Origin of the sequence: Dyadobacter arcticus (assembly GCF_011762185.1) — a bacterium.
Taxonomy (GTDB): domain Bacteria; phylum Bacteroidota; class Bacteroidia; order Cytophagales; family Spirosomataceae; genus Dyadobacter; species Dyadobacter arcticus.
The window spans coordinates 860,035-883,792 of sequence record NZ_JAASQJ010000003.1; the positions used below are offsets into that span (position 1 = coordinate 860,035).

Consider the following 23,758-nt stretch of genomic DNA (forward strand, 5'->3'; position numbering starts at 1 on the left):
TTACACTTCATTGACAATTGCACTTCATCATCAATTTAAATGCAAATGAGCAGCCGAAAGCTGCTCATTTGCATTTAAAACAACCCAAAAAAGACTACGTCGCCAGCGGTGGCCCCGATGGGATGAAAACTTTCTCTTTTTTGTATTTAAACTTATATTTTTTCGCAGTGAACTTGGCAGTCATATATTCTCCCATATAAATTGAGCCGGTCATCATATCATCTTTAACCGAGCCCGAAAATAAAAAGGTGATCGCATCGCCGATCTGGCGGTCAGTGCTGCGCATTTTAAATTCATTTCCCTCAACAGTTCCCTGCATTTCCCGAACGCTGAATTCCCCTTTATGCGATCCCTGAAGCCAGTTGCCGTCCTGTTCGATGATCAGCGAATGTTTGCTCGTACTCGAAAAGAATTCGATATCAGCCTCCCAATGTCCTTTCAAAGAAACCGATGCCACTTCCATTTCAGATTTCTTTGGGGCCCTTTTTTGCGACAAAACTTCAACAATCCTGGTGGCCACAACTTGCTCATCACCAGGCTGCATTTGTCCGGTCGTAATTGAAATAAAAGTTTCTTTTTCATTACTGCCGCCGCCCAATGCAATACGTGGTTTGGTGCGTCCAAAAAGCTCAGCCACTTCCTCACCTGTGATATTTAGTTTGGCAGCATCCCAGGCAACCCGAAGTACAGGTGTTCTGTTAGATAGTTCTTTTGGTTCAATGACAGTAGTTTTAACGGATTCAATGCCAGAGACTTTCTTGGAAATGCTATCCAGCCACGATAACCATCTTTTCCATTCCCCAGCGTGATCCCTTTTCGTCCAGGCTTCCACGGCCGCTACCATTCCCATTGTTTCCTCCCGGCCGACTTTATTGTCGCGTCCCGGACCATGGTGAGGAGCACTCGCCTGCCAGGCCGACATTAGCAGATCTTTTCGGCCTAAAGCCAAACCCGCACATTGCGGTCCGCAAATTGCTTTTCCGCCGCTGTAAACGACTACATCCGCGCCCATTTTCAAATGAATATTCGGGATTGTAAGATCCTCCGCTGCCGCGTCGATCAGGATAGGGATATTTTTCGGCTTGGCAATTTTAGAGATCGCCTCCAGGGACATTGGTCCGCTCATGGATTGTGCACACGCCATCAGATAAATCTGTGCGGTACGAGGACTGATCGCATTAGCCAATTCCTCAATAGAATCGACGGTTATCAATTTCACACCCACATTCCGAAGCGCGTGGTCATAAACATTGCGGGAATATCTGGGAACAATTACCTCTGTTTTTTCAAAACCAGACAAATCAGGAATACGGATGAGCTTTTCAGGGTTTCCACCTGTCACACAAGCAACTGTCACATGCTTCAACCCGGCTGCACAACCAGCGGAAACGAGGCCCCATTCGGCTCCTGTCAGTTCAGCCAGACGTTTGCCAGCTCCAAAAGCGAGCTCATCGTACTGCACAAACACCTGCGCAGCGGCATCCATGGCAGCCCTTACTTCGGGCCTTTCCACCGACCCGCCAATGATGGTAAAAGTCCCGCGGCAGTTGATGATCGGTTCAACGCCGATTGCCTGGTAAATTTCTTTGCTAGCAGCCAATTTCGGATCGGTTTTTTCCGGCTTTTGAGCTGATTTGGTTGGGAGCATGACCGTTCCGGCGAGGGGAAGCAGCGATAAATCTTTAAGCGCTTGTCTGCGTTTCATTAACTTTTTCAATAGGAGTTCGGGAATATTGGGTGATACAAAGGATGTCTTAACCAAATATAGCGAATCGCCGAAAGCAGAACTATCGATTGAGGAAGAACTCACGGAATTGGACCATTTCGTTCTCCTCCGTTTCAAGATATTTTTCAAAAATTTTGCTTCCTACCTGCTCTGAAATTGCTGAAATGCCAACATCAATTAGCCTTAATCCATTGTCGGTCAGTAAGATGTTGTCAAATGCCAGTCCGCCGATTCCGGAAGGGCGTCTCAAATCCCTATGCACGAAACCAGCGCGGTGGAGTTCGCGCAACTCGTCTTCAAATAGATCCAGCCACAATTCACGGATACTCAACTCATATGCCCGAAAGTCAATAGGCTTTAACCGCTCCATCACCAGCATTTCAGCACCCAGGTCCTCGTTGAAATCAAGTCTGATAAATTTGACCATCAGCGCATTGACATTGTTCGCAAACCTCATTTTTCCAGCCTCCGAGCCGATATCCGACCGGGTGTCACCTACAAAAAGCTTTGCTACTTCTGTTTCTGAAAGCGCTATTACAATGTTATTGGCCCCAGCTGAAAGCCTGTTGTGATACTTCATCATTACGCCAGCAATTTTATAAATGCAAACAACAGTATTCCAGCGTCAGATGCAACATTTAAGCTTTCTTAGAGTAAGTTACATTGTAAAGATAATCCGGTATGGCCATCGGAATTTTATATTTTAGGCGCAACCGGGAATGTCAGAAAGTTTGTAGAATATCGGCAAACCGCGCTCCTTACCGATCCTGACATCCTCATCTGCTCCTTTCGAAACCCCATCCATGCGCAGAATTGCATCGCATTTTTGCAAAAGACGCTCTGCAACCGGATACACTATTTCATTATAAGGCGCATCTCCCGGCACTTTCGAACCTGCGAGATGCAACAACGGCAACGCAAGCCATTCACCGATCACAGGCAAGTGACCAGCCCTGAACAAATCGAGGGTAACCGCTTCCAGGTTCGACAAATTCTGCCGCATGAGCGCTGGGTCATCGTTTGTACCCGAGCGATAAGGCCCCGCTACAAGTATCATTAATTTTTTCATCATTAATTATTTAAGTTTAAAAAATTCCAATCGACGGGTGAAGCGATCTGCCCACTTTTAGTATTTATTTTATGGCTAATAGACGCAAACAAAAGTATCAATTTTGATTATTATTGATTATTTTTGATCAAAAGTAATAGTTTAACATGAATTTCCAAGAGAGAAAGAAAAAAATCCTTACCGCCGTTTACGAAACAGGCAGCCTATCTGTGTTCGAATTATCCGAAAAGCTGGCAATGTCTCCCGCTACGATCCGGCGTGACCTGCACGATATTGCTGAAGAAGGTTTGCTTTTGAGAACTCATGGCGGCGCAATGAAGCCTGAAAATCCGATCCTGACCAGTTTCGTTGAAAAAGCTGGTGTGCGTGATGCTCAGAAGGACCGCATCAGCAAACTCGCAAGCGAGCAGGTTGCAGATGGGGACACTATTTTCCTCGATTGTGGCAGCACCGTTTTCCGGATGTGTACTTACTTGAAAAAGAAAAATGACATCAGGGTGATTACCAATTCACTACCCATTCTCGCCGAACTGATTGACATTCCGTCTATCAGCATCAACCTCATTGGCGGAGAGCTTGACAAATCCAGAAAGGCTGTGCATGGCGAGAAAGCCATTCAGCATATTGACAGCTATCATGTTCGGAAAGCGTTCGTCGGCGTGGATGGAATTTCGGCAGAAAACGGCCTGACGGCGCACGGGGAACACGAATCCAGCATCACCTCCGCCTTTATCCGCAATGCGGAGCTGGTTTTCCTGCTCACCGACTCCTCTAAAATTGGAAAGGACAGCTATATCAAATTTGCAGCATTATCGGACATCACCTGTCTCATCACCGACTCGGAGATCAGTGCTGAGAACGAAAACAAGCTGGCGAAGAACGGCTTAAAACGGCTGATTATCGCTATTCCTGGGGTATGAAGACACCGAGACAATACCTTATCACGCGCTTGTAAAGATCGATTTGAGAACGGTAATCAGATCTTCAAACCTATCGGGCTTGGTGATAAAATCCATTGCCCCTAACTTCTTGGTCAGTTCGATGACATTGACATTGGATGAAGTTGAGAGAATAATTACCGGAATATCCCTGAGTAACTCTTTCCTTTTAATCTCTGAAAGGAACTGTTGCCCGTTCATAAGAGGCATATTCAAATCGAGGAAGATTACGTCGGTTCTGATTTCTTTCCTTAATAGTTTGTTGAGAGCCTCGCCAGCGCTATCAAATGCGAGGCAGTTTACGGAATGTGTCGCCTTTTCAAGGGCATTCAAAAAAATTTCCTGGTCATCTTCATCGTCATCGATGAGAAGGACATTCTGGTACAACATTCAAGGATTCGTTAGTAGTAGGGTTGCAAATTATAAATATCTGCGGTTGCTCTAATAATTTATATCTTTTATCTTTTGCCTACTTCGCGTTGCCACACCTAAAACAAACCATTTATGTCATTCCAGGGATATCTCAAAACCATTAAATCAAAGACAGGCAAAGGCCCGGACGATTTTAGAAAACTCGCCGCTGAAAAAGGCTTTACCGAAAACGGACAGATCAAAACCAGCGTAAAGGCTGGTGACATAGTAAAATGGTTGCAAGCTGATTTCGAGCTGGGGCAGGGACACGCCATGGCGATTTACGCCTTATTAAAAGGTATTAAGGATGAAACTAGCGATTAGAAATGCAAACCAATGATTCCATTTCATTTAACTCCTGACCTAGTTCAGAATTTTATTCAAAAAGGCTATCTCAGGCTTGATAATGCATTTTCAAAGGAAGTTGCCGAAAGAGGCTGTTCCTTGCTTTGGAAAGATACCGGCTGCAATCCCGACGATCCCGCTACCTGGACGAAACCTGTAATCAGGTTAGGCGAGTATGCGCAGGAACCGTTCAGGGAAGCCGCCAATGCACCATTGCTACATGCCGCGTTTGACGAGTTAGTTGGTGCGGGAAAATGGCTTCCGCGTAATAGCCTGGGAACATTTCCAGTGCGTTTCCCGTCCCAAACTGATCCAGGTGATACCGGCTGGCACGTTGAGGCCAGTTTTCCTGGCGATGAGGTGAATGATTATTTTAAATGGCGAATTAATGTCAGGTCGCGTGGCCGTGCACTTCTGATGTTGTTCCTATTTTCAGACGTCGGTCAGGAAGATGCTCCCACGCGCATTCGTGAAGGTTCCCACCTGGACGTGGCCCGAATCCTCGAACCATTCGGTGAAACTGGTTTAACCTTCATGGAACTAGCAGACAAACTCCCGGCAACCGCTGGCAAGCCGGAAGTCAGCGCGACGGGAAAAGCCGGGACAGTTTACTTGTGCCATCCATTTCTTGTCCATTCTGCACAGCCTCACCACGGGAAAAACCCGCGTTTCATGGCCCAGCCGCCACTCCTGCCTGCAATGGATTTTGAAATTTATGATGAGGGTCATGACTATTCGCCTGTTGAATTCGCTATTAGGCGTGGGATCGGGTTATTCTAGAAAGAATTTCGGCTGACCAATATGCGAAACAGCACATTGGTCAGCCGAAAAATCGAATTAAAAAGTCAAGCTATCTAATATCATCAAACTTCCCCTGACTCAAATCCCCGGTCTCAAATCCCTTTTTAAACCAATACATTCTTTGCTGCGAAGTCCCGTGGGTGAAGGCATCCGGTACGACCCGACCTTGTGACTCTTGTTGTAATTTGTCATCGCCGATTGCATTGGCCGCATTCAACGCCGACTCAATGTCCCCCGGTTCAAGGATTTTACTCATTTCCTGGGCGTGATTGGCCCATACGCCTGCGAGGAAATCAGCTTGTAATTCAAGTTTAACAGACAATTTGTTATATTCTGCTTCGCTAAGCCTGCCGCGTTGCTCCTGCATTTTTTCGCTAAGCCCCATCAGGTTTTGTACGTGGTGCCCAACTTCATGCGCGACGACATATGCGACCGCGAAATCCCCCGGCGCATTGAAACGTTCGCGCAATAGGTCACAAAAAGAAAGGTCAATATAAACTTTATGATCCGCCGGGCAGTAAAATGGCCCCATAGCCGAGGATGCGCCCCCGCAGCCGCTCTGCGTAGCGTCTTCAAATATTTGAAGATTTGGTTTCTCATATTTAGCGTCGTTCTCGGTGTAAATCTGCGTCCAAACATCTTCCGTACTTCCAAGCACGGCAGTGACAAAATCGGCGGTTTTATCGTCCGGCCGCGGGCCAGGCGGACGCGTTTGTGCCTGCTCCGTCTGCGTTCCTTGGATGTTCGAAAGAATTTCTCCCGGATCCTGACCGGTTAGCAGGCCAATGGCCAAAACGATAATGGTACCAATGCCGCCTAATGCAATTTTACCACCGCCAGACATTCCACGGCGATCTTCTACATTACTACTTCTCCGTAAATCCTGCCAACGCATGTGCTTATATGTTTAGGTTGAAAACTATTAATAATATTATCTAAATAATGTGCCACAACGATAAGTTGTAAATGTAATTATCTCTGAATTATTCTGCCTTGTATTATTTATACAAAATCTTAAATTATATTTTTGTTAAAGTGATCCTGATTGTGCTATGACTTTGGCTAAACTCATTCTTCTTTATTTGTTTGCGTCTCTTCTTTTTTTCTCCTGTTCACCCGAGCTGCCCGAGGATGTAGAGATCGCAATGAACGAATTGCCGGAAGAACTGGATTACAACAGACATGTCAAACCCGTCCTTTCTGATAAATGCTTTGCCTGCCATGGCCCGGATAAGGCCAAGCAAAAAGCGGGTCTAAGATTGGATATGGCCGAATCAGCATTTGTAAAACAATCCAAAAAATCAGGAAGAGTTGCAATTAATCCGGGCGATTTGGCCGATAGCGAGTTCTTTCACCGCATTGTCTCAGCCGATCCTGAATATATGATGCCCACACCGGAGTCGCATCTGGCACTTTCAGCCAAAGAAAAGGCAACCCTGATCAAATGGATCCGCGATGGCGCCGAATACAAACCGCATTGGGCATTTGTAAAGCCTGAAAAATCAAAAATCGTGAAAGTATCTCACACCAATCTGATTGTCAATGAGATAGATCATTTCATTTTCCGGAAACTGGAAGAAGAAAAGCTGCAGCCATCTGCCCAGGCTGAAAAGGAAATATTGTTGCGCCGCGTGTCGCTCGATCTCATAGGTTTACCGCCAACATTGCAAGAAACGGATGCTTTTCTAAAAGACAATTCGGCGAACGCCTATGAGAAGCAAGTTGACAGATTGCTGAATTCTCTACATTATGGTGAAAAAATGGCCGTCGATTGGTTGGATCTCGCCCGTTTCGCGGATTCCCACGGCTACACGGTGGACCGGTTGCGGGATATGTCGCCTTACCGGGATTGGGTGATCAATGCATTCAATAAAAATATGCATTATGACCAATTCATACATTGGCAGTTAGCAGGCGACCTGATGCCCAAGCCCACTCGGGATATGCAAATCGCCACGGCATTCAATAGGAACCATCAGCAAAATATGGAGGGCGGTATTGTTGAAGAAGAATTTCAAACCGAATATGTAATCGATCGCACCAATACATTTGGCGACGCATTTCTCGGATTATCAGTGGGGTGCGCCAAATGCCATGACCATAAGTACGATCCGGTTTCTCAGAAAAACTATTATGAGCTGTTCAGCTTTTTCAACAATGTAAAGGAAGCCGGGCAGATTTCCTGGGACGACGCCTTACCCACACCGACATTGATGTTGCCAACCGCCGAGCAGGAGAAAATGCTTGCGTTCATTCAATCAAAAATCAGCAGCCAGGAAAAAATATTAGTTGAAACAAAAAGAAAGTCGGAACCTGCTTTTGAACAATGGATTAATCAGCGAGAATATAACCATCTCACGAGGCAAACAATCCCTGAATCGGGATTACAGGCTTTTTATAATTTCGAAAATGTCGCGTTGAAAAACACCGTCAATGCAAAGCAAAGCGGGACAATGAAACGGGAATCGGGCCAGGATGGTGGTATGCCCGAATTTGAAAAGACCAATTACGGCAAGTCGCTTTTATTGAATGGCGACGTTTTCCTCGATCTTTCGCCAGCGGGGGTTTTCAGAAAATCCGAAGCATTTACCATTGGGATTTGGGTAAATATTCCCAAAGAATTAAAAGAAGGCGTAATCCTGCATAAGAGCAATGCTGAGCGGCTGTATAACTTCAGGGGTTATCATTTATATCTCAAAAATGACCGGCTTGAACTCAACATGGCGCATACAGCTCCGTCCAATGCCATCACCAAAGTCACCAAACGACCCGTTCCAAGAAATCAGTGGATCCAGCTGACCATTGCCTATGACGGTTCGTCCAAAGCCGAAGGTTACAAATTGTATATCAATGGAAATGAAACAGCTACGGACATTACCATGAACCAGCTGACCAAAGATATTTTATTCAAGGGAGAAAATCAGCCTGGATTGCAGATTGGCGGCTGGTGGCGGGGACTTGGGTTTAAGGATGGCAAAGTGGATGACATCGCGATTTATAGCAGGACATTAACCCCATTCGAAATTAAAATCCTGGCACGTAAACAGAATTGGATTGACATTGCTGCCAAATCGCCACAGCAACTTTTACCCGTTGAAAAAAATACATTGAGAGCGTTCTACCTCTCGACCATTGACAAAGAAACAGTGAAGTCGAGGCTGGAACTGCAAAAAGCGAGGACATTGCAAAGTGATTCCACAGAATATATCCGCGAGCTAATGGTGATGCAGGAAATGTCAAAACCCAAACAGGCGCATGTTTTGATCAGGGGAAATTATGATGCATTGGGAGAAAAGGTTTTTCCCGGAACACCTGCTTCTATTTTTGCATTCCCAAAAAACCTACCCAAAAACCGTTACGGACTAGCGCAATGGCTTACACACCCGGATAACCCGCTGACTGCCCGTGTGGAAGTGAACCGTTTATGGCAAAATTTCTTTGGAACCGGTCTGGTCAAAACCACCGAAGACTTTGGAAACCAGGGAGAAATGCCTAGTCACCCCGAATTGCTGGATTGGCTGGCCGTAACATTCAGGGAATCGGGATGGGATATTAAAAAAATGAGTAAGCTGATGGTAATGTCAGCTACGTATCGCCAGGACTCCCGCGCGAGCCGTGAAGCGAGGGAGAATGATCCTGAGAACAGGTTATATGCCAGAGGACCGGCTAACCGGATGTCGGCAGAAATGATTCGGGATAATGTGTTGATGGCGAGTGGATTATTAAATGAGAAGATTGGTGGAAAAAGTGTAAAACCATACCAGCCCGAAGGGTTATGGTCGATCAACAGCAGCAACTATGTTCCTGATTCCGGCGATGCAGTCTACCGGCGAAGCCTCTACATTCTTGCCAAAAGGTCGGTGCCGAATCCTACCCTTTCCACTTTTGACGCCACTTCTCGAAGCTTTTGCTTAGTCCGCAGACAGAAAACCAATACGCCTTTGCAAGCATTGGTTACATTAAACGACCCGACATTTATTGAAGCCGCAAAAGTATTGGGTGAACAAATGACAAAAATTGCCGACGGCAAAACCGCTATCACCAATACTTACAGGAAACTGACCGGCAGAAAACCGCCTCAAAAAGAAGTAGACTTGCTGTTTACCTTACAGAAATTGGAAGAAGACAAATTCAGAAAAGATCCAAAAAAGGCTGCTGGCTGGCTTGCGACCGGCCAATATAAAGTTGACAAAAAGTTGGATTCCGCACTTTTGGCAGCCAACAGTGTTGTTGCAAGCACCATTCTCAATTCGGACGCCTGTTTAACCAAGAGATAAGTCATGCACCATCATCACGCCGAAGAATTCAGGCTGCATACCCCCGACTTTAATGACCTGCATAAAAAGCTCGATCGTCGCAGGTTTTTGACCAAAACCTCGCTTGGGTTGGGTGCATTGGCTGTGGGATCGTTGTTTGGATTGGATAAACTTCATGGCTCGGCGTCGCGCAATGCGCCTGCCTCAGGCGATCTGGAAGCGGATATTCTCAAAGCATTGCCGCACATTGCGCCCAAAGCAAAGCGGGTGGTTTACCTGTTTATGAGCGGCGGCCCTTCGCAATTTGAAACATTTGATTATAAACCCAAACTGGTTAATCTGGCGGGTCAGAACTTACCAGATTCGGTTAGGAAAGGGCAGCGGCTGACGGGAATGAGCGCCAATCAAAGTGCGCTGCCAATGGTACCGTCGATCTATAAATTTGGTCAGCACGGGAAAAGCCAGACCTGGGTAAGCGAGCTTTTGCCATATACTTCGCAAGTGGTGGACGACTTATGCATTGTTAAATCCATTTATTCCGAAGCAATTAACCACGATCCGGCGATTACCTTTTTCCAAACTGGCAACCAGCTTCCCGGCAGGCCTGCCATTGGCTCCTGGGTGAGTTACGGACTTGGAACAGACAATAACAACCTGCCTACATTCATTGTTTTGGTTTCAAAAAATGCACCGAAAGACCAGCCTCTTTATGCAAGATTGTGGGGAAATGGCTTTCTGGAATCCAGACATCAGGGTGTTCAATTTCGCTCTGGCAAGGATCCGGTCCTGTTCCTGAATAATCCGGAGGGCTACGACGGCACCGACCGAAAAGAAATGCTGCAATATCTTGCCAAACTAAACCACTTGCAAAATGATTCATACGGCGATCCCGAGATCGATAACCGTATTGCGCAATACGAAATGGCATTCCGCATGCAAACGTCTGTGCCTGAGGTGATCGATACATCTGACGAGCCCGATGAGGTTTTTGATTTATATGGTCCGGAAAGCCGCGATCCTGGTACTTACGCAGCGAACTGCCTGCTTGCGAGGAAGTTGTTGGAAAAAGATGTGAAGTTTGTTCAGCTATATCACCAGGGCTGGGATCAGCATGGAGGATTACCGAAAGGCATCGCGAATCAATGCAAACAGACCGATCAGGCGACCGCTGCGTTGATCATGGATCTGAAAAGAAGGGGTTTGCTAGACGATACGCTGGTGATCTGGGGCGGAGAATTCGGCCGGACTGTTTATTCGCAGGGTAAATTAACGGCAGACGATTACGGCCGCGACCATCACCCGCGATGTTTCACGATGTGGATGGCGGGCGCGGGTGTTAAGGCGGGAATCAGCTATGGCGAAACGGACGATTTCAGCTACAACATTGTGAAAGATCCCGTGCATGTACACGATTTCCATGCGACATTGATGCACTTAATGGGTGTAGATCATGAAAGATTGACCTACAAGTTTCAGGGGCGCAGGTTTAGGCTTACGGATGTACATGGGAAAGTGGTGAAAGATATCCTGGCATGAAAGTTACTTTTTCGAAAACCCCGGGTAACGTCCGCACATTCTCGTCTTTACATCAGGCAAGCGTATGAAAAAACGCGCTTAAAATTAACGTTTCCTGAGCAATGAAGCTATCTTACTCATATCTAGGCTTTTCCCTGATCTTCCTGACCGCGTCTCCAATGACCTTCGCTCAGCAGGCCAATGTAAACCTGGACTTCAACCCGCAAAAAAATACGGAAAACCTGGTTCCTTATGGTGGAAACATCATATCTCCCGAAGTGCGCGATGATCACACGATTACATTCAAGCTCAAAGCACCTGACGCTACCAAAGTCGAGCTCACCGGCGGACCGATCCTGCTGGCGTTAAAATCGAAAGCCAACATTCCTTTTGTAAAGGGAGCCGATGGCTTTTGGGCGCTGACCGTCGGACCGGTGAAGCCCGATATTTACGTTTATCGGTTTATTCTGGATGGTGTGTCTATTGTTGATCCGAACAATACCTTCACGGGAACTTCCAATCAGCCCGGTTACAGCAATGTCGTGGTACACGACAGTAAGCCAGCATATTATGACGCGCTAAACGTTCCTCATGGCAATGTTACCCGACATATTTATCATTCGGAGGTTCTAAATGGTGAGCGGGAAATGTTCGCTTACACGCCTCCCGGTTACAATCCGAAAACGAAATACCCGGTTCTGTATCTGGTGGGCGGAAGTGGAGAATTGGCTTCAGGTTGGATGCTCGATGGCCGAGCTAATTTTATCGCTGACAACCTGTTAGCGGAAGGCAAGATCGTTCCGATGATCATTGCAATGCCTAATAATCAGGTTCTTCACAGAAGTGATCCGGACCATGTTAACAAAACTCACAAGCTTTTTGAAGACGAGTTGAGAAAACAGATTGTTCCCTTAATCGACAAGCAGTACAGTACAATTAGAGACAGAAAGGGTCGTGCTCTGTCAGGACTTTCAATGGGTGGACGTCATACCGAAGCCGTGGGTTTCAATGCATTGGACTTATTCAGTTCTTTTGGGATTCTCAGCGCAGGCGACCTCGAGCCTGAAAAATTGAACCCTTCATTCTTCAATGATCCAAAGGCGAAGGAAAAAGTGGATTACTTATTGGTCGGGCTGGGCAAAGGGGAATCGGACTCTGCGGTTGGAAAACGATCTGCTGCTACCCACAAAGCATTGGAAAAAGCAGGTTTCAAACACGAGTATTTCATTGGCGGCGAAGGAGCCCACGATTGGGGAACGTGGCGACTTTTGCTGCATGATAAGTTGCTGCCTAGTCTTTGGAAAAAATAGGGAAATCAGGCAATCAAGTCTCAGCAAGATCCTACACAAGAAATATTTTTTAAATAAAAATTGGTGAAATGGCATATCTAAACATTGATTCAATAAAGGAACAAACCTTCGATGCCATAGTGGTGGGCACGGGTATCAGTGGTGGCTGGGCTGCCAAAGAGTTGACTGAGAAGGGATTAAAAACACTGGTATTGGAGCGTGGACGGGATGTGAAGCATATTGTGGATTATCCAACGACTAACATGATGCCCTGGGAATTTGAGCATCTCGGGCAACCCACGCTCGCAATACGAGAGGCAAATCCCATGGCAAGCCAGCACTACATTTTCCGAGAAGATGCAATGCATTTTGTCGTCAAAGACGCCGAACATCCATATGTTCAGGATAAACCATTCTCATGGATGCGCGGCTACCAGGTAGGCGGACGTTCGCTGTTATGGGCGCGACAAACCCAGCGATGGTCCGACTTCGACTTTGAAGGACCAGCCCGCGATGGCTTTGCAACGGACTGGCCTATACGTTATGCTGACATCGCACCATGGTATAGTTACGTGGAGAAATTTGCAGGCATTTCAGGAAATAAGGATGGGTTACCTCAATTGCCCGACGGCGAGTTTCTGCCTCCGCACGAAATGAGTTGTGTCGAAAAACATTTTAGCGACCAGACGGCCAAAAATTACAAAAATGCCCGCCCGGTTATCATCGGCAGGGCCGCGCATATCACAGACCCACAGCCTGTACACTTGCAGCAAGGCCGGGCGAAATGCCAGCACAGGAACATGTGCCAGAGAGGCTGCCCTTTTGGAGGGTATTTTAGCACAAATGCATCCACCTTACCCTGGGCCGAAAAAACGGGTAATCTCACATTAAGGCCGCATTCGGTGGTGCATTCGGTGATTTATGATGAAAAGAAAAAGAAAGCGACTGGCGTAAGAGTCGTGGACGCATTGACGAAAGAAATGACGGAGTATTACGCAAAGATCATTTTCATCAATGCTTCTGCGATTAACTCAAACCTGATTTTACTTAACTCAATTTCCAATCGATTTCCAAACGGATTGGGCAATGATAGCGGCGTTTTGGGTAAGTTTATTGGCTTTCACAATTATCGCGGACGTGTTAACGCAGAGTTTGATGGGTTTCATGATAAAACAACAGACGGCAGAAGGCCCAATGGAGCTTATATTCCGAGATTTCGCAATGTATTCAAGCAGGAAACTGATTTTCTCCGAGGCTATGCGGTGTCTTTTTCTGCAAATAAAATGGGCAATTCGAATGCCGGGATTGGGGACACGTTAAAGGAAAATCTTTTCAAACCCGACGAAAGCGGATGGAGCCTGGGCGCGCAGATGATGGGAGAAACGATACCCAAAGAGTCAAATTCTGTACGCCTTGACCCTACATTGAAAGACCCATGGGGCATTCCGCAGCTCCGCATGTCGGTGGATTTTGATGATAACGATATGAAAATGATAAAGGATTTTTATACAGAACTCAGCGAAATGCTTGATAAAGCAGGTTTCACCAACATTAAAACATCCGATACAAACAGAAAACCCGGAAGCGAAAATCATGAAATGGGTGGCGCAAGAATGGGAAAGGATCCCAAGACATCACTACTAAACAAATGGAACCAGATGCATACAGTGAATAATGTATTTGTAACTGATGGCGCCAGCATGACATCGACTTCAACCCAAAACCCATCCCTGACCTATATGGCGCTCACGGCGAGGGCAGTGGATTATGCGGTGAAGGAGATGAGGAAGGGGAACCTATGAATTTTGAATGAGTGAATGAGTAAATAAGTCCGCCGCGGAATGAGGATAATAGAATCTCCAGTACAACGGAATTAATTCATTCACTCATTCAAAATTCACTCATTCACTCATTCAATCATTCACTCATTCACAATTCCCTTATTCCACCTTCTCAAATTCAAAATTCCCTTTAATATATCTGTTTAAAAAAGTCCCTTTGGAGAATGCAGCCATCATAGACTGATACACTTCCAGAGGGACTTTTTTGTAATCATACACCATTCCTGAAACATAAACCACGCGCAATGTTTCCTTGTCACCGTCGTAAATAAGCCTGGATATGACAGAGGATGGCATGGTCAGCTTACCTTAATTGAACTCTTCCAATTTTGCCCGCAATTCCGAAACCGGTTCGGATTTAATGCTTGAGTCTTTGAAAGTCGTGTTTGCATTCACCCAATCACTATGAAAGGCCTTGTTTGCTTTTTCATCAACGGCCAGCACTGCACCGTTTAGCGTAATTCCTGCAAACAAACCTTTGCTCCGGGAATAGGAATAAACTTCTGCTTCCAGCTTGTAATCTGTTTGCGCCGATGAACTTCTGCCCATTGGCCCTGCTGCAACCGATAAGTCCCCGCCGAGGGTAAAACTCCCGTACCAATGTCCATAAGTGTTTTGCTGTTTTTGAAAACCAACACAAGATCTACGGACTGCACGCCGATCTGTGCGCCGATACTGCCACCGGCTATTGTAATAAAAACCGGGTCACTCCATTCACCATTCCCGCTTTTCACCATAGCCAAACCGCGTCCATACTTTCCACCCACCATTAAGCCCGCATTGATCATTTTAAGAATGATAATCACACCCTTCGAAAGGTTCAGCAGCTGCGATGGAATGTTCTCTTTCATTTCGGTAAAATCATTTAGGACCGCAGTAGCAGCCTTGATCTTGTCATCTTCTTTATTCTGCGCGAAAGTTGGAATTGACGCTACCAAAAGAATCAGTGTCAAAGCTTGCGATTTCAGCGATTTTAGCATTTTAATAGACATAATTTGAAATATTAGTGGTTATGGTAGTTGGATAAAAAGTATCGTGCCGGGCATGCAAAAAGTCAGATTGGATACGCGGAAAACGGACTTTTATAGCCATTTTTGTTTGTTTCCGAATTAAGAACGTATACGAAGGACGTTTCTTTATTTTGGTACGGTTTTGTTGATTTATATTCAAATCTTTTCAATCAATTTATCATTATGGATGCCAAAGCAATCAGCCTGAATGAGCAGGAAGTGAAACCCGTTGTGGACCTCTTGAACGACTATCTGGCCAATTATCATATCCACTATCAGAAATTAAGGGGCTGCCACTGGAATATTAAAGGCCAGAATTTTTTTACCCTGCACGTCAAATTTGAGGAATTGTACACCAATGCACAGCTGACCATTGATGAAATCGCAGAGCGGGTACTTACCTTAGGCAAGCCGCCACACAGCCGTTTCGTGGATTATATCAATGAGTCTGCCATCAAAGAGATTGATACCATTGGCATGAAAGACCTGGATATGGTGGATGCGATTCTGGATGATATGGCTAAATTGATTGGCCTTGAACGCGAGCTGCTGGAAGCAACTGACGAGGCAGGAGATGATGGTTCCAATGATATGGTAAACCGCTTTATGCAATTCAAGGAAAAAAATACCTGGATGCTACGGTCTTTTGCAGGTAAGAAATAATATAAATGCGCCCGATCCCGGATTTTAAACTAGGAAAAATAAGCATTTTGAGCCCTTTCAAGTTTGCCGGAGATCCATTGCGGTTTCTCCGGCAAGGCTTTGATACCTGTGGCGATACCTTCCGGCTCCGGCTCTTCCGTGAATTTGTGGTCAGCCGCGACCCAGCCTTTTTCAGGCATATCCTGCAACAGAATAATAAGAATTTCAAAAAGGGCAGTTCCTCTAAAATGCTTCGCCCCGTATTGGGCAATGGCCTGGTGACCAGTGACGGGGATTTTTGGCTTCGTCAGAGGAGATTGGTGCAGCCTGCCTTTCACCGGGAAAGGTTACAGGAATTATTCCTTGCCATGGGCCAGCTTACGGCTGATTTTTTGCTTGAAATGGAAGCATTTAGGGGCAAGGAGGCAATAGACATTGATGCCAAAATGATGGGTATCACTTCTGATATAGCGCTGAAAACGCTATTCGGAAATATGACAACCGAAGATAAAGCGCAGATTTACCATCAGGTAAGCCGGACGCAACGCTATCTTGTTACCCGTGTCCGGCGGCCATACCGGGTACCATGGATGGCATTGAACGGGGAAGACCGCCGTTTCAGGAAAGACTTGGAATATTTCAACAGACTGGTTTTTGAATTTATCAAACAAAGACGCATTTCCGGGGAAACACCGAATGACCTGTTGCAATTGCTGCTGGACAGCACCGATGAAGATACCGGGGAACAAATGAACGACCAGCAGATCCGCGACGAAGCGATCACCATGTTTGCAGCCGGACACGAAACGTCAGCTACCGGGCTGAGCTGGTTACTTTGGGAGTTGGCTAAACAGCCCGAAATCGTACGCAAAATCAGGAAGGAAAGTGAGCTATTTGATGACGTACCCTCCTTTTGGCAATTGATGCAAATGCCTTATACCAGGCAGGTTGTGGAAGAAGGCCTGAGACTTTATCCACCGGCATGGACGATGACCCGGGAAGCCACGGCGGACAGTGACATTGAGGGTTACCAGCTTACAAAAGGTACTTCTGTATTCCTTTCTGTTTTCGAACTGCACAGGAACCCTAATCTGTGGGACAATCCACAGGCATTTAATCCTGATAATTTCAGTCCCGAAGCAGTTAAGAACCGCGCAAAATTTAATTACCTACCATTTGGTGCAGGACCGAGAATCTGCATCGGGCAGCAATTTGCGATGATGGAAATGCAGCTGATCCTTGCCTCGCTGATCAAACGATTTACTTTTGAAAGCGATGTGTCACATCCGGTTGGAATGCATCCGCTGATTGTACTTAAGTCTACAAATGGCATTAAATTGTATGTCCGCTAAGACGCTAATTCTCAACGTTCACAATGCATAACACCATTATCCTTTATCTTTCGCTGATTATCGCAGACTTCCTGGAAAGATTTTGGAAATGGCGCCGGGTCATTGGCTCCTTCGCGTTCATCATTGTGATCCTGACCTCCTGCGTCATTGCTTACATCTCCAATTCCATTATTCCGGGCTTTACATTGCCATTGGGGTTCCCTTGCTTCTGCCCTCTCGATCCCATTGCTGATTAACAACGGACAACCGTTTCCGCAGCGTAACCTGATTTCGTTTATCACATTCGTAGTGATCCTCGTCACATTGGTTTTTCAGGGGTTAACCCTGCCTTTTGTGATCAAATGGATGAACTTAAGAGAAAGAGATTATGACATTACTTCCCCGGAACAGGACGTGATCATCAGAAGAAAGCTCGCGCAGGCATCCCTTGATTTTATTGACGAAAAGTATTCGGATGAAATACCCCGCAATGAATTATTGCAAGGTCTTAAATACAAACTGGAAAGCGATATCGGATTCCTCAACCATGTTAAAGAGGAAAACCCCTTGCATTCTGGCCATGACTACGTGACCCAATTTCAGGTGATTACCAAAGAATACTTGAAAAGAAGCGCATACTTCTTCATCAGTTCAACAAAAAGGAAATGTTTGAAGATGATGTGATCAAGCAGCATTTATTGCAGCTTGATTTGGAAGAGGAAAAAATCCGGCAGCAATTCCTGCACATGGAATAATGCTGCCGAAAACTATGCGAGTCCGTACTCGTGAACCGGATAAACGGCCGATACCATCTTGTGTTTGCCGGATTCGCGGTTGAAAAAATAATCCAGCCTGCCGAGATTAATCCCTGCAAAACCCACCTGATTGATCGTCGTTACCTTGCCGTCCAGGTTCAAAATATCTTCCGGGGCTTTCATGAAAGTATGCGTATGCCCGCCAATAATGAGATTGATATTTCGGGTTGATTTAGCCAGTATTTGATCCGAAACCTTTTCCTCTCTGTACTTGTAGCCCAAATGGGAAAGGCAGATTATCAGATCGCAATGCTCCTCATTTTTCAAAATCGAAGCAACTTCATTGGCTTTGGCGATTGGATCTGTATAAACCGTTTCGCCATAATTTTTCTTATTGACCAATCCGTTCAACTCAAGTCCAAGCCCGAATACACCGATTTTTATCCCTTGCTTTTTGAAGATCTTATACGATTGGATTTTGCCTTTTAACTCCGTATTCTCAAAATTGTAATTGCTTACCAAAAAGGGAAAATTGGCATGCGGCAGCTGCTTAACAAAACCGGCTATCCCATTGTCAAAATCATGATTACCCATGGTTGCCGCGTCATAACCCATGTCGCTCATCACCGTCATTTCCACCTCACCGCCATATAAATTAAAATACGGTGTTCCCTGAAAAACATCTCCTGCATCCAGTAAGAGCACATTTGGTTGTTCTTGCCGGATTTTCTTGACCAATGCAGCCCTTCTTGCCACGCCACCCAAACCCTGGTTGCGAGAGCCATCCATCGGGAACGGTTCAATGCGGCTATGCACATCATTCGTATGAAGAATGGTAAGCTGGACATTTGAATCCCTGCCAAAAGCAGTAAATGGTACAGTCCCCAGTGTAAATATCGCCGCAGCACCTGCTCCTTTTTTCAGGAAATCCCTGCGGTTAGTTTTTGTCAATAATAATTCTTCCATCAAGTTGAGCAGTTATTTTTTTTCCCTGAGCCGTCAGATCGTTAATGTTGTCAAGCAATGCATCCCTTAATTTGATTCCAATATCCTTTCTCTCAACCGGCTTTTTCAGAAAGTCCAGTTCGTCTCCGCCATCAGCCAGATAATCATACGTTAGCAAATTGTAGGTTTTATTGATGTCAAATGGCTGATTTCCAATGGTGATATCATATGCTTTTCCATCTTTGATCTTAAGCCGCATACCTGAAATCGGTTCGCCATCTTTTTTCACGATAAAGTCAATGAGTTGCTGAACCGATGCACCAGTTAATTTCAACGTGACCATCTCATTTTCAAAAGGCATTAGCTCAAAAACATCTGAAACCGTGATATCCCCTTTTGGAAACGTGCTTCGCAGGCCTCCTTTTGTTGAGAATGTAAATTGAATGTTCGGATCTTTTTTCAAGCCTTCTTTCAGCATTGCATCCGCAAAATAATTGCCCATCAGCGTTTCCGGCTGTCCAGGCTTAGTCAGCGCCTGCTCTGTTTGCCCGATCACCTTGTCCATTTCAGCCTGCATTTTTTCTTTATAAGGAAGGTAGTATTTTACAATCGACGAGTCCTCGCCTGCCTGCTGATCAATGCCGTATTGTTTGTACTCATTTTTCGACAGCGTCAGATGTTTCTGGCAGGAACATATAAGGGCAATCCAAAGGGGTACCGTTAAAATGAAGGGTCTGAAATGAGTCTGAATTTTCATGAACGCTGATTTGAACTACTAAATTAGCACGTAATATCCGGATTCGACTAGCTAGCGTACCCGTTTGTTGACTTACCAGCCATTAAATCGGCGCTATAACCCCGAATGGCTGCACCCGAAGGACGCGGTTCGCGGGCCATTCAGCACATGCAATTTTTCAAAATTCTAAATATTGGTGAAACACAGCCTATTATTTTTGGAAACAACATGGTTCCAATTACATTTGTCAAAATGCCTCATACTTACGGGCGTCAGAAAATTGCTTTGAAGGAAGGATAAGAAACTAACATCAACTATGCACAAGGAACAACTGCTTACTGCCGACTATATTGATTCTCAGATAGGAAATGTGATAGAATATTACATTCGCTGGGAATTTGAAGAGGATCCCTTCTTTGGAAAAGCCAGGATCAAAGGGTTGGTCGACGGGGATACGGGAGGATTGAAAATTATTTGTGACATCATTGAAGGAAGCGATCTTGAAATGGCTTACGAACAGGAAGAAGTATTTATGGCTTCAGAAAACCACCCGATTTACACAGGAGCACTACCCGAGATTTACTCGGCAAATTGGGTAAGCACTGACGGAAAGAAGAAAAAACAGATCTTTATTTCTCCACCCAATGAGAATGCCAAGGAATTTGCAGTCACTCAGACGAACAGCAAAGTAATTGTTAAAAGGATATATTGATTTAATTTTTGATAATCTTCTTTGTCAAAACCCTGTCCGAAAACTCTGCTTTGACAATGTAGAGTCCGCTGGCGTAATGCGTCAGGTCGAAATCGTAAACATTGGTAGCTACATTACCATTAGTCAACTCCTCAGCAATTTTCTGTCCGGATGCATTGTAAATCGTTACTGATTTCAGGTTGGCAGGATGCGGATAGAACTGCACGGAAAACAATCCGCTGGTTGGGTTTGGTGATACTAAGAACCCTGCTTCTTTCAGATTTGGATTCACGGTCACCGTCCGCAGATTGATATCGTCCAGAAAAACATTGTTCTCATTACCATTCGTATTCAGGAAGGCCACCAATACCTCGCCCTGGCCAATGAAATTACTGATATTGATCTCCTCTCGTCTCCACTCACTCGCAGCCGGCGTAAATGCGACTCTCGTAGCAGCACTTCGCGTGATCAGCGTTGATCCCCATTTTTTGTAAACACTGGTATAGGTCTGGCCACAATCCGTACTGATCATCACCTGAAGTGTGTCCCACACATTACTTTGCGCCGAAGTATTAGTATAAGTTGCCGCAGCCACCTGGAAAGACACAAACGCTGAATCCGTTCCCGCAATGTTCACTGTCGGAAGTCTAAGATAATCCCGTTGGCCAACCGCTTCATTATCGAAATTACCGATTCTTACGGATGCAGTTCCTGTTTTAGCAGCCGCGGTCGTTTTCTCCCAGGTTGCGCCACCATCTTCATTCACAATATCCCAACCTTGCGGCGGGAATAAACCTTCGAAACTTTCTGTCACCGGAGGATTGATCGGCTCGTAGTAAATGAAATCCAGTGCAAGGGCGTCGTTGGCAGTATCCTCGTCTGCCGCACCATTGGGGTTAGAGGTGTAAATGCTCAGTACATGGTTCCCTTCAACGGTTGTCAATGTGGGCAAAGTAACCGTCGTCTCCGCATAAGTTGCGAGTGAGCCCGTCCAGGTGAAATTTACCACAGTACCATTGTCTATGACAGCATGGATTATTACGGAGGTCAGCGTTTCGCTGCCTTTGTTAACCAGCGTAACACTCGGCGTGAAGGTATTTGTACACAATCTCTGATCAGGCTGTAAAATGCTTTTTAACGATGCATCCTTGCTTTTTACATCCACAGGCGTACATCCATTAGAAAAGCTCAGCAATGATCTGTAAGTATTGAACGCCTCTTCCATTCGCGCCACCTGCATTTTCGTAAACATCGCCAGACAGCCATCCGATGTGTAATCCATATAATTTTGGTACATAATACCTGGAGAGTTTGGCGTGCAATTGTCGGTTACTATGCCCGTCCGGCAGGTCGTCGTGCTATTGGCTTGGTTTGGTGTATCATCTACCTGATCGGTGCCTGAGCAGGAGCCATTATCATCGCCCCAAATGTGATATAAATTAAAATAATGGCCCAGTTCGTGGGTCAAGGTTTTACCTTCATTGTAATTGGTTGCCGAACCGCCGGGCAAACATGCCAGGTCTATTGCAACGCCCTGCTCATCCTTCACTCCATCGTCCGGAAATGTTGCATAACCTAAAGTACCGCCAGACAAATCACAGATCCAGATATTCAGATACTTATCCGTATCCCAGGCATCGGCCCCGCCGGATTCAGCATGTTTTACCAGATTAGTAGTATAATCAAATGAGCTCCTGGTGGTAGTGTAACGGACGATACCTGTTGCAGGCGCATCGTCGGGAGCGCGTTGCGCCAAACAAAACTGAATGCCTGTTTTTCCAAAAAGTGATTTGAAATGGGCCGGAATAATGGAGAGGTTTTCATCTGCGCCCGCATAGTCTTTGTTAATCCTTTCCAGCTGCGTCATAATTTGCGCATCCGTAACCAATGCCTGGCTTTGGCGGGTCAGGACGACGTGAAATACAACAGGTATGGTAACATCTTCGGTTGATTTGAGGGACTTTCCAGACCTGATTCGATCACTGATGATTTGTTTCAGACGGATTTCCCGCTGATCGAACATCAACTTTAATGAGGGCTGATCGACAAACCTTTTACTAAGCAGCTCCATGGTACCGCATTTATCCTGCGCGATCAACACGGAAGAAGGAAGAATAAGCAGTAGTGGAATAATCAGGAAACAAATAAAAATAGGTATAGTGTATCGCATCAGATGTATGCAGGAACGGATTGGAAAATATTTATTTGGGCTTAAATCGGCTGGCGCAGGCGACTGGCGCAGGCGAAATACTCAATCTAGTACGTAAAAAAAATGCTAAATGATGCGAATTGTTAATTATTTAATTTGTTTTTAATTGACATAATTGTCCTCCAATGCGCATTTGATCCATACACAACGCATGCCAGCAATGCAAAGAAAGATCATTCATATCGACATGGACGCTTTTTACGCATCGGTAGAACAGCGTGATTTTCCTGAATACAGAGGAAAACCGCTGGCTGTGGGCGGCTCCCCCACGGGTCGGGGTGTGGTGGCGACGGCGAGTTATGAGGCCCGTAAATTTGGCGTCCGTTCGGCCATGTCGTCACGCAATGCCATTCAGCTTTGTCCGAATATCATTTTTGTTTCTCCTAGATTTGAAGTGTATAAAGCCGTTTCCAGAAGCATTCGGGAGATCTTTTCGAGATATACGGACTTAATCGAACCGCTTTCGCTGGATGAAGCATACCTGGATGTTTCGGAAGATAAACTGCAAATCGGTTCGGCATTGGAAATCGCTAAACGAATTAAGAAAGAGATTTTTGAAGAATTAAACCTTACCGCTTCGGCTGGTGTTTCGATCAACAAATTTGTTGCAAAAATCGCCTCAGACCTTGATAAACCCAATGGATTAACCTTCATAGGCCCTTCCAAAATCGAGAATTTCATGAATAACCTGCCGGTTGAAAAATTTCATGGAGTAGGAAAGGTTACGGCCGAGAAAATGAAAAGTATGCAGCTATACACCGGCGCGGACCTCAAAAAGCTGTCTGAGGATGAACTCGTAAAACGTTTCGGGAAGACCGGACACTTTTATTATCAGATCGTGAGGGGAATTGATGACCGTGAGGTACAAACGCACCGCGAAACAAAATCGCTGGGAGCCGAAGATACATTCACTTACGACCTGACCACCCAGGAGGAAATGTATAAGGAACTCGACAGAATCGGCGCGATTGTCTTCAATAGGTTGCAGAAAAATCAGCTGAAAGGAAGGACCGTTACGCTCAAAGTCAAGTTCAGCGATTTTACCCAAATTACAAGAAATCAATCATTCAATCAGCCAACAGGCGATCTGGATACAATCATTGAGACTGCGAAACAACTGCTTGATAAGGTTGAAATGAACGATAAGCCGGTGAGGTTGCTGGGCATTTCACTGTCGAATTTCCAGGAAATCGAGGTTAAGTCCAGAAAACCAAAGAATCCGGAGCAGCTTGAATTGTTTCCATGATT

The 23,758-nt window shown here is 45.5% G+C and carries 25 protein-coding genes; 14 read left to right on the forward strand and 11 right to left on the reverse strand.

All coding sequences use genetic code 11. The annotated features are described in order from the left end of the window. Positions 1-94: 94 nt before the first annotated feature. The 3 genes from FHS68_RS17135 to FHS68_RS17145 all read right to left on the reverse strand — a co-directional run bounded on the left by FHS68_RS17135 (position 95) and on the right by FHS68_RS17145 (position 2,798). A complete protein-coding gene (locus tag FHS68_RS17135) occupies positions 95-1,705 on the reverse strand; it encodes an aminotransferase class V-fold PLP-dependent enzyme (protein WP_167272333.1) in 1,611 nt (536 codons plus the stop codon). Positions 1,706-1,787: 82 nt separating this feature from the next. Next, positions 1,788-2,309 (reverse strand): hypothetical protein, encoded by a 522-nt coding sequence (locus FHS68_RS17140; protein WP_229211939.1) that lies wholly within the window; start codon positions 2,307-2,309, stop codon positions 1,788-1,790. A 120-nt stretch (positions 2,310-2,429) separates the two neighbouring features. Beyond that, on the reverse strand, positions 2,430-2,798 hold the full coding sequence (locus tag FHS68_RS17145) for a DUF4406 domain-containing protein (protein WP_229211940.1): 369 nt from the start codon (positions 2,796-2,798) through the stop codon (positions 2,430-2,432). Between the two features lie 143 nt (positions 2,799-2,941). On the opposite strand from FHS68_RS17145, the gene FHS68_RS17150 reads away from it, so the two are divergent. Beyond that, positions 2,942-3,715 (forward strand): DeoR/GlpR family DNA-binding transcription regulator, encoded by a 774-nt coding sequence (locus FHS68_RS17150; RefSeq protein WP_167272335.1) that lies wholly within the window; start codon positions 2,942-2,944, stop codon positions 3,713-3,715. A 21-nt stretch (positions 3,716-3,736) separates the two neighbouring features. Here the strand turns inward: FHS68_RS17150 and FHS68_RS17155 are convergent, their stop codons facing one another. Then, on the reverse strand, positions 3,737-4,123 hold the full coding sequence (locus tag FHS68_RS17155) for a response regulator (RefSeq protein ID WP_167272337.1): 387 nt from the start codon (positions 4,121-4,123) through the stop codon (positions 3,737-3,739). A 114-nt stretch (positions 4,124-4,237) separates the two neighbouring features. Between FHS68_RS17155 and FHS68_RS17160 the strand changes: the two genes are divergently transcribed. Both FHS68_RS17160 and FHS68_RS17165 read left to right on the forward strand, forming a co-directional pair. Beyond that, on the forward strand, positions 4,238-4,468 hold the full coding sequence (locus FHS68_RS17160; protein WP_167272339.1) for a DUF4287 domain-containing protein: 231 nt from the start codon (positions 4,238-4,240) through the stop codon (positions 4,466-4,468). Between the two features lie 12 nt (positions 4,469-4,480). Continuing rightward, positions 4,481-5,269 (forward strand): phytanoyl-CoA dioxygenase family protein, encoded by a 789-nt coding sequence (locus FHS68_RS17165; RefSeq protein ID WP_167272341.1) that lies wholly within the window; start codon positions 4,481-4,483, stop codon positions 5,267-5,269. Positions 5,270-5,339: 70 nt separating this feature from the next. Here the strand turns inward: FHS68_RS17165 and ypfJ are convergent, their stop codons facing one another. Then, on the reverse strand, positions 5,340-6,185 hold the full coding sequence (gene ypfJ / locus FHS68_RS17170) for a KPN_02809 family neutral zinc metallopeptidase (protein ID WP_167272344.1): 846 nt from the start codon (positions 6,183-6,185) through the stop codon (positions 5,340-5,342). Positions 6,186-6,342: 157 nt separating this feature from the next. Here ypfJ and FHS68_RS17175 point away from each other — a divergent pair, with 157 nt between their 5' ends. From FHS68_RS17175 to FHS68_RS17190, 4 genes are all read left to right on the forward strand, one after another. Further along, complete coding sequence (locus FHS68_RS17175) at positions 6,343-9,567, forward strand: DUF1553 domain-containing protein (RefSeq protein WP_167272347.1); 3,225 nt, start codon at positions 6,343-6,345, stop codon at positions 9,565-9,567. A 3-nt stretch (positions 9,568-9,570) separates the two neighbouring features. After that, positions 9,571-11,082 carry a DUF1501 domain-containing protein gene (locus FHS68_RS17180; protein ID WP_167272350.1) on the forward strand — a complete coding sequence of 504 codons (1,512 nt, stop codon included), beginning with the start codon at positions 9,571-9,573 and terminating at the stop codon, positions 11,080-11,082. A 101-nt stretch (positions 11,083-11,183) separates the two neighbouring features. After that, positions 11,184-12,371: an esterase gene (locus FHS68_RS17185; protein WP_167272353.1), complete on the forward strand. Its 1,188-nt coding sequence runs from the start codon at positions 11,184-11,186 to the stop codon at positions 12,369-12,371. A 68-nt stretch (positions 12,372-12,439) separates the two neighbouring features. After that, entirely contained in the window at positions 12,440-14,152 is a 1,713-nt protein-coding gene (locus FHS68_RS17190) for a GMC oxidoreductase (RefSeq protein WP_167272356.1), read from the forward strand. A 138-nt stretch (positions 14,153-14,290) separates the two neighbouring features. Here FHS68_RS17190 and FHS68_RS17195 read toward each other — a convergent pair whose 3' ends face one another. Genes FHS68_RS17195 through FHS68_RS17200 form a run of 3 tightly spaced genes read right to left on the reverse strand, consistent with a single transcriptional unit; the run spans position 14,291 to position 15,183 of the window. Continuing rightward, positions 14,291-14,488 (reverse strand): KTSC domain-containing protein, encoded by a 198-nt coding sequence (locus FHS68_RS17195; RefSeq protein WP_167272359.1) that lies wholly within the window; start codon positions 14,486-14,488, stop codon positions 14,291-14,293. A 12-nt stretch (positions 14,489-14,500) separates the two neighbouring features. Further along, the gene (locus FHS68_RS26445) at positions 14,501-14,740 is read right to left on the reverse strand and encodes a YSC84-related protein (RefSeq protein ID WP_229211941.1); all 240 of its coding nucleotides are present in this window, start codon (positions 14,738-14,740) and stop codon (positions 14,501-14,503) included. Continuing rightward, positions 14,644-15,183, reverse strand: coding sequence for a lipid-binding SYLF domain-containing protein (locus FHS68_RS17200; RefSeq protein WP_229211942.1), 540 nt, complete (start codon positions 15,181-15,183; stop codon positions 14,644-14,646). Before FHS68_RS17200 ends, FHS68_RS26445 begins: the two co-directional genes overlap by 97 nt. A gap of 201 nt (positions 15,184-15,384) precedes the next feature. On the opposite strand from FHS68_RS17200, the gene FHS68_RS17205 reads away from it, so the two are divergent. Genes FHS68_RS17205 through FHS68_RS17220 form a run of 4 tightly spaced genes read left to right on the forward strand, consistent with a single transcriptional unit; the run spans position 15,385 to position 17,858 of the window. Then, complete coding sequence (locus tag FHS68_RS17205) at positions 15,385-15,864, forward strand: Dps family protein (RefSeq protein WP_167272362.1); 480 nt, start codon at positions 15,385-15,387, stop codon at positions 15,862-15,864. 5 nt (positions 15,865-15,869) lie between these two features. Then, on the forward strand, positions 15,870-17,195 hold the full coding sequence (locus FHS68_RS17210) for a cytochrome P450 (protein WP_167272365.1): 1,326 nt from the start codon (positions 15,870-15,872) through the stop codon (positions 17,193-17,195). A gap of 23 nt (positions 17,196-17,218) precedes the next feature. Beyond that, complete coding sequence (locus FHS68_RS17215) at positions 17,219-17,431, forward strand: hypothetical protein (RefSeq protein ID WP_167272368.1); 213 nt, start codon at positions 17,219-17,221, stop codon at positions 17,429-17,431. Beyond that, positions 17,421-17,858 carry a hypothetical protein gene (locus FHS68_RS17220; protein WP_167272370.1) on the forward strand — a complete coding sequence of 146 codons (438 nt, stop codon included), beginning with the start codon at positions 17,421-17,423 and terminating at the stop codon, positions 17,856-17,858. The genes FHS68_RS17215 and FHS68_RS17220 overlap by 11 nt, the downstream gene beginning before the upstream one ends. An 83-nt stretch (positions 17,859-17,941) precedes the next feature. On the opposite strand, the gene FHS68_RS17225 is transcribed toward FHS68_RS17220, so the two are convergent. Both FHS68_RS17225 and FHS68_RS17230 read right to left on the reverse strand, forming a co-directional pair. Beyond that, positions 17,942-18,895, reverse strand: a complete 954-nt coding sequence (locus tag FHS68_RS17225; RefSeq protein WP_167272373.1) for a bifunctional metallophosphatase/5'-nucleotidase — start codon at positions 18,893-18,895, stop codon at positions 17,942-17,944. After that, positions 18,867-19,631 carry a 5'-nucleotidase C-terminal domain-containing protein gene (locus FHS68_RS17230; RefSeq protein ID WP_167272376.1) on the reverse strand — a complete coding sequence of 255 codons (765 nt, stop codon included), beginning with the start codon at positions 19,629-19,631 and terminating at the stop codon, positions 18,867-18,869. The genes FHS68_RS17225 and FHS68_RS17230 overlap by 29 nt, the downstream gene beginning before the upstream one ends. 105 nt (positions 19,632-19,736) lie before the next feature. Between FHS68_RS17230 and FHS68_RS17235 the strand changes: the two genes are divergently transcribed. Beyond that, a complete protein-coding gene (locus tag FHS68_RS17235) occupies positions 19,737-19,910 on the forward strand; it encodes a hypothetical protein (protein WP_167272378.1) in 174 nt (57 codons plus the stop codon). A 16-nt stretch (positions 19,911-19,926) separates the two neighbouring features. Further along, positions 19,927-20,322: a hypothetical protein gene (locus FHS68_RS17240; protein WP_167272404.1), complete on the forward strand. Its 396-nt coding sequence runs from the start codon at positions 19,927-19,929 to the stop codon at positions 20,320-20,322. A gap of 1 nt (position 20,323) precedes the next feature. Here FHS68_RS17240 and FHS68_RS17245 read toward each other — a convergent pair whose 3' ends face one another. Continuing rightward, positions 20,324-22,471, reverse strand: coding sequence for a M43 family zinc metalloprotease (locus FHS68_RS17245; RefSeq protein ID WP_167272407.1), 2,148 nt, complete (start codon positions 22,469-22,471; stop codon positions 20,324-20,326). A gap of 199 nt (positions 22,472-22,670) precedes the next feature. On the opposite strand from FHS68_RS17245, the gene dinB reads away from it, so the two are divergent. Further along, positions 22,671-23,756 carry a DNA polymerase IV gene (gene dinB, locus FHS68_RS17250; RefSeq protein WP_208408337.1) on the forward strand — a complete coding sequence of 362 codons (1,086 nt, stop codon included), beginning with the start codon at positions 22,671-22,673 and terminating at the stop codon, positions 23,754-23,756. Positions 23,757-23,758 lie beyond the last annotated feature (2 nt).

Coding starts and splice junctions, on each gene's coding strand:
- FHS68_RS17135 (WP_167272333.1), bottom strand. CDS start 1,705: ATGAAACGCAGACAAGCGCTTAAAGATTTATCGCTGCTTCCCCTCGCC.
- FHS68_RS17140 (WP_229211939.1), bottom strand. CDS start 2,309: ATGATGAAGTATCACAACAGGCTTTCAGCTGGGGCCAATAACATTGTA.
- FHS68_RS17145 (WP_229211940.1), bottom strand. CDS start 2,798: ATGATGAAAAAATTAATGATACTTGTAGCGGGGCCTTATCGCTCGGGT.
- FHS68_RS17150 (WP_167272335.1), top strand. CDS start 2,942: ATGAATTTCCAAGAGAGAAAGAAAAAAATCCTTACCGCCGTTTACGAA.
- FHS68_RS17155 (WP_167272337.1), bottom strand. CDS start 4,123: ATGTTGTACCAGAATGTCCTTCTCATCGATGACGATGAAGATGACCAG.
- FHS68_RS17160 (WP_167272339.1), top strand. CDS start 4,238: ATGTCATTCCAGGGATATCTCAAAACCATTAAATCAAAGACAGGCAAA.
- FHS68_RS17165 (WP_167272341.1), top strand. CDS start 4,481: ATGATTCCATTTCATTTAACTCCTGACCTAGTTCAGAATTTTATTCAA.
- ypfJ (WP_167272344.1), bottom strand. CDS start 6,185: ATGCGTTGGCAGGATTTACGGAGAAGTAGTAATGTAGAAGATCGCCGT.
- FHS68_RS17175 (WP_167272347.1), top strand. CDS start 6,343: ATGACTTTGGCTAAACTCATTCTTCTTTATTTGTTTGCGTCTCTTCTT.
- FHS68_RS17180 (WP_167272350.1), top strand. CDS start 9,571: ATGCACCATCATCACGCCGAAGAATTCAGGCTGCATACCCCCGACTTT.
- FHS68_RS17185 (WP_167272353.1), top strand. CDS start 11,184: ATGAAGCTATCTTACTCATATCTAGGCTTTTCCCTGATCTTCCTGACC.
- FHS68_RS17190 (WP_167272356.1), top strand. CDS start 12,440: ATGGCATATCTAAACATTGATTCAATAAAGGAACAAACCTTCGATGCC.
- FHS68_RS17195 (WP_167272359.1), bottom strand. CDS start 14,488: ATGCCATCCTCTGTCATATCCAGGCTTATTTACGACGGTGACAAGGAA.
- FHS68_RS26445 (WP_229211941.1), bottom strand. CDS start 14,740: ATGGGCAGAAGTTCATCGGCGCAAACAGATTACAAGCTGGAAGCAGAA.
- FHS68_RS17200 (WP_229211942.1), bottom strand. CDS start 15,183: ATGTCTATTAAAATGCTAAAATCGCTGAAATCGCAAGCTTTGACACTG.
- FHS68_RS17205 (WP_167272362.1), top strand. CDS start 15,385: ATGGATGCCAAAGCAATCAGCCTGAATGAGCAGGAAGTGAAACCCGTT.
- FHS68_RS17210 (WP_167272365.1), top strand. CDS start 15,870: ATGCGCCCGATCCCGGATTTTAAACTAGGAAAAATAAGCATTTTGAGC.
- FHS68_RS17215 (WP_167272368.1), top strand. CDS start 17,219: ATGCATAACACCATTATCCTTTATCTTTCGCTGATTATCGCAGACTTC.
- FHS68_RS17225 (WP_167272373.1), bottom strand. CDS start 18,895: ATGGAAGAATTATTATTGACAAAAACTAACCGCAGGGATTTCCTGAAA.
- FHS68_RS17230 (WP_167272376.1), bottom strand. CDS start 19,631: ATGAAAATTCAGACTCATTTCAGACCCTTCATTTTAACGGTACCCCTT.
- FHS68_RS17235 (WP_167272378.1), top strand. CDS start 19,737: ATGGCTGCACCCGAAGGACGCGGTTCGCGGGCCATTCAGCACATGCAA.
- FHS68_RS17240 (WP_167272404.1), top strand. CDS start 19,927: ATGCACAAGGAACAACTGCTTACTGCCGACTATATTGATTCTCAGATA.
- FHS68_RS17245 (WP_167272407.1), bottom strand. CDS start 22,471: ATGCGATACACTATACCTATTTTTATTTGTTTCCTGATTATTCCACTA.
- dinB (WP_208408337.1), top strand. CDS start 22,671: ATGCAAAGAAAGATCATTCATATCGACATGGACGCTTTTTACGCATCG.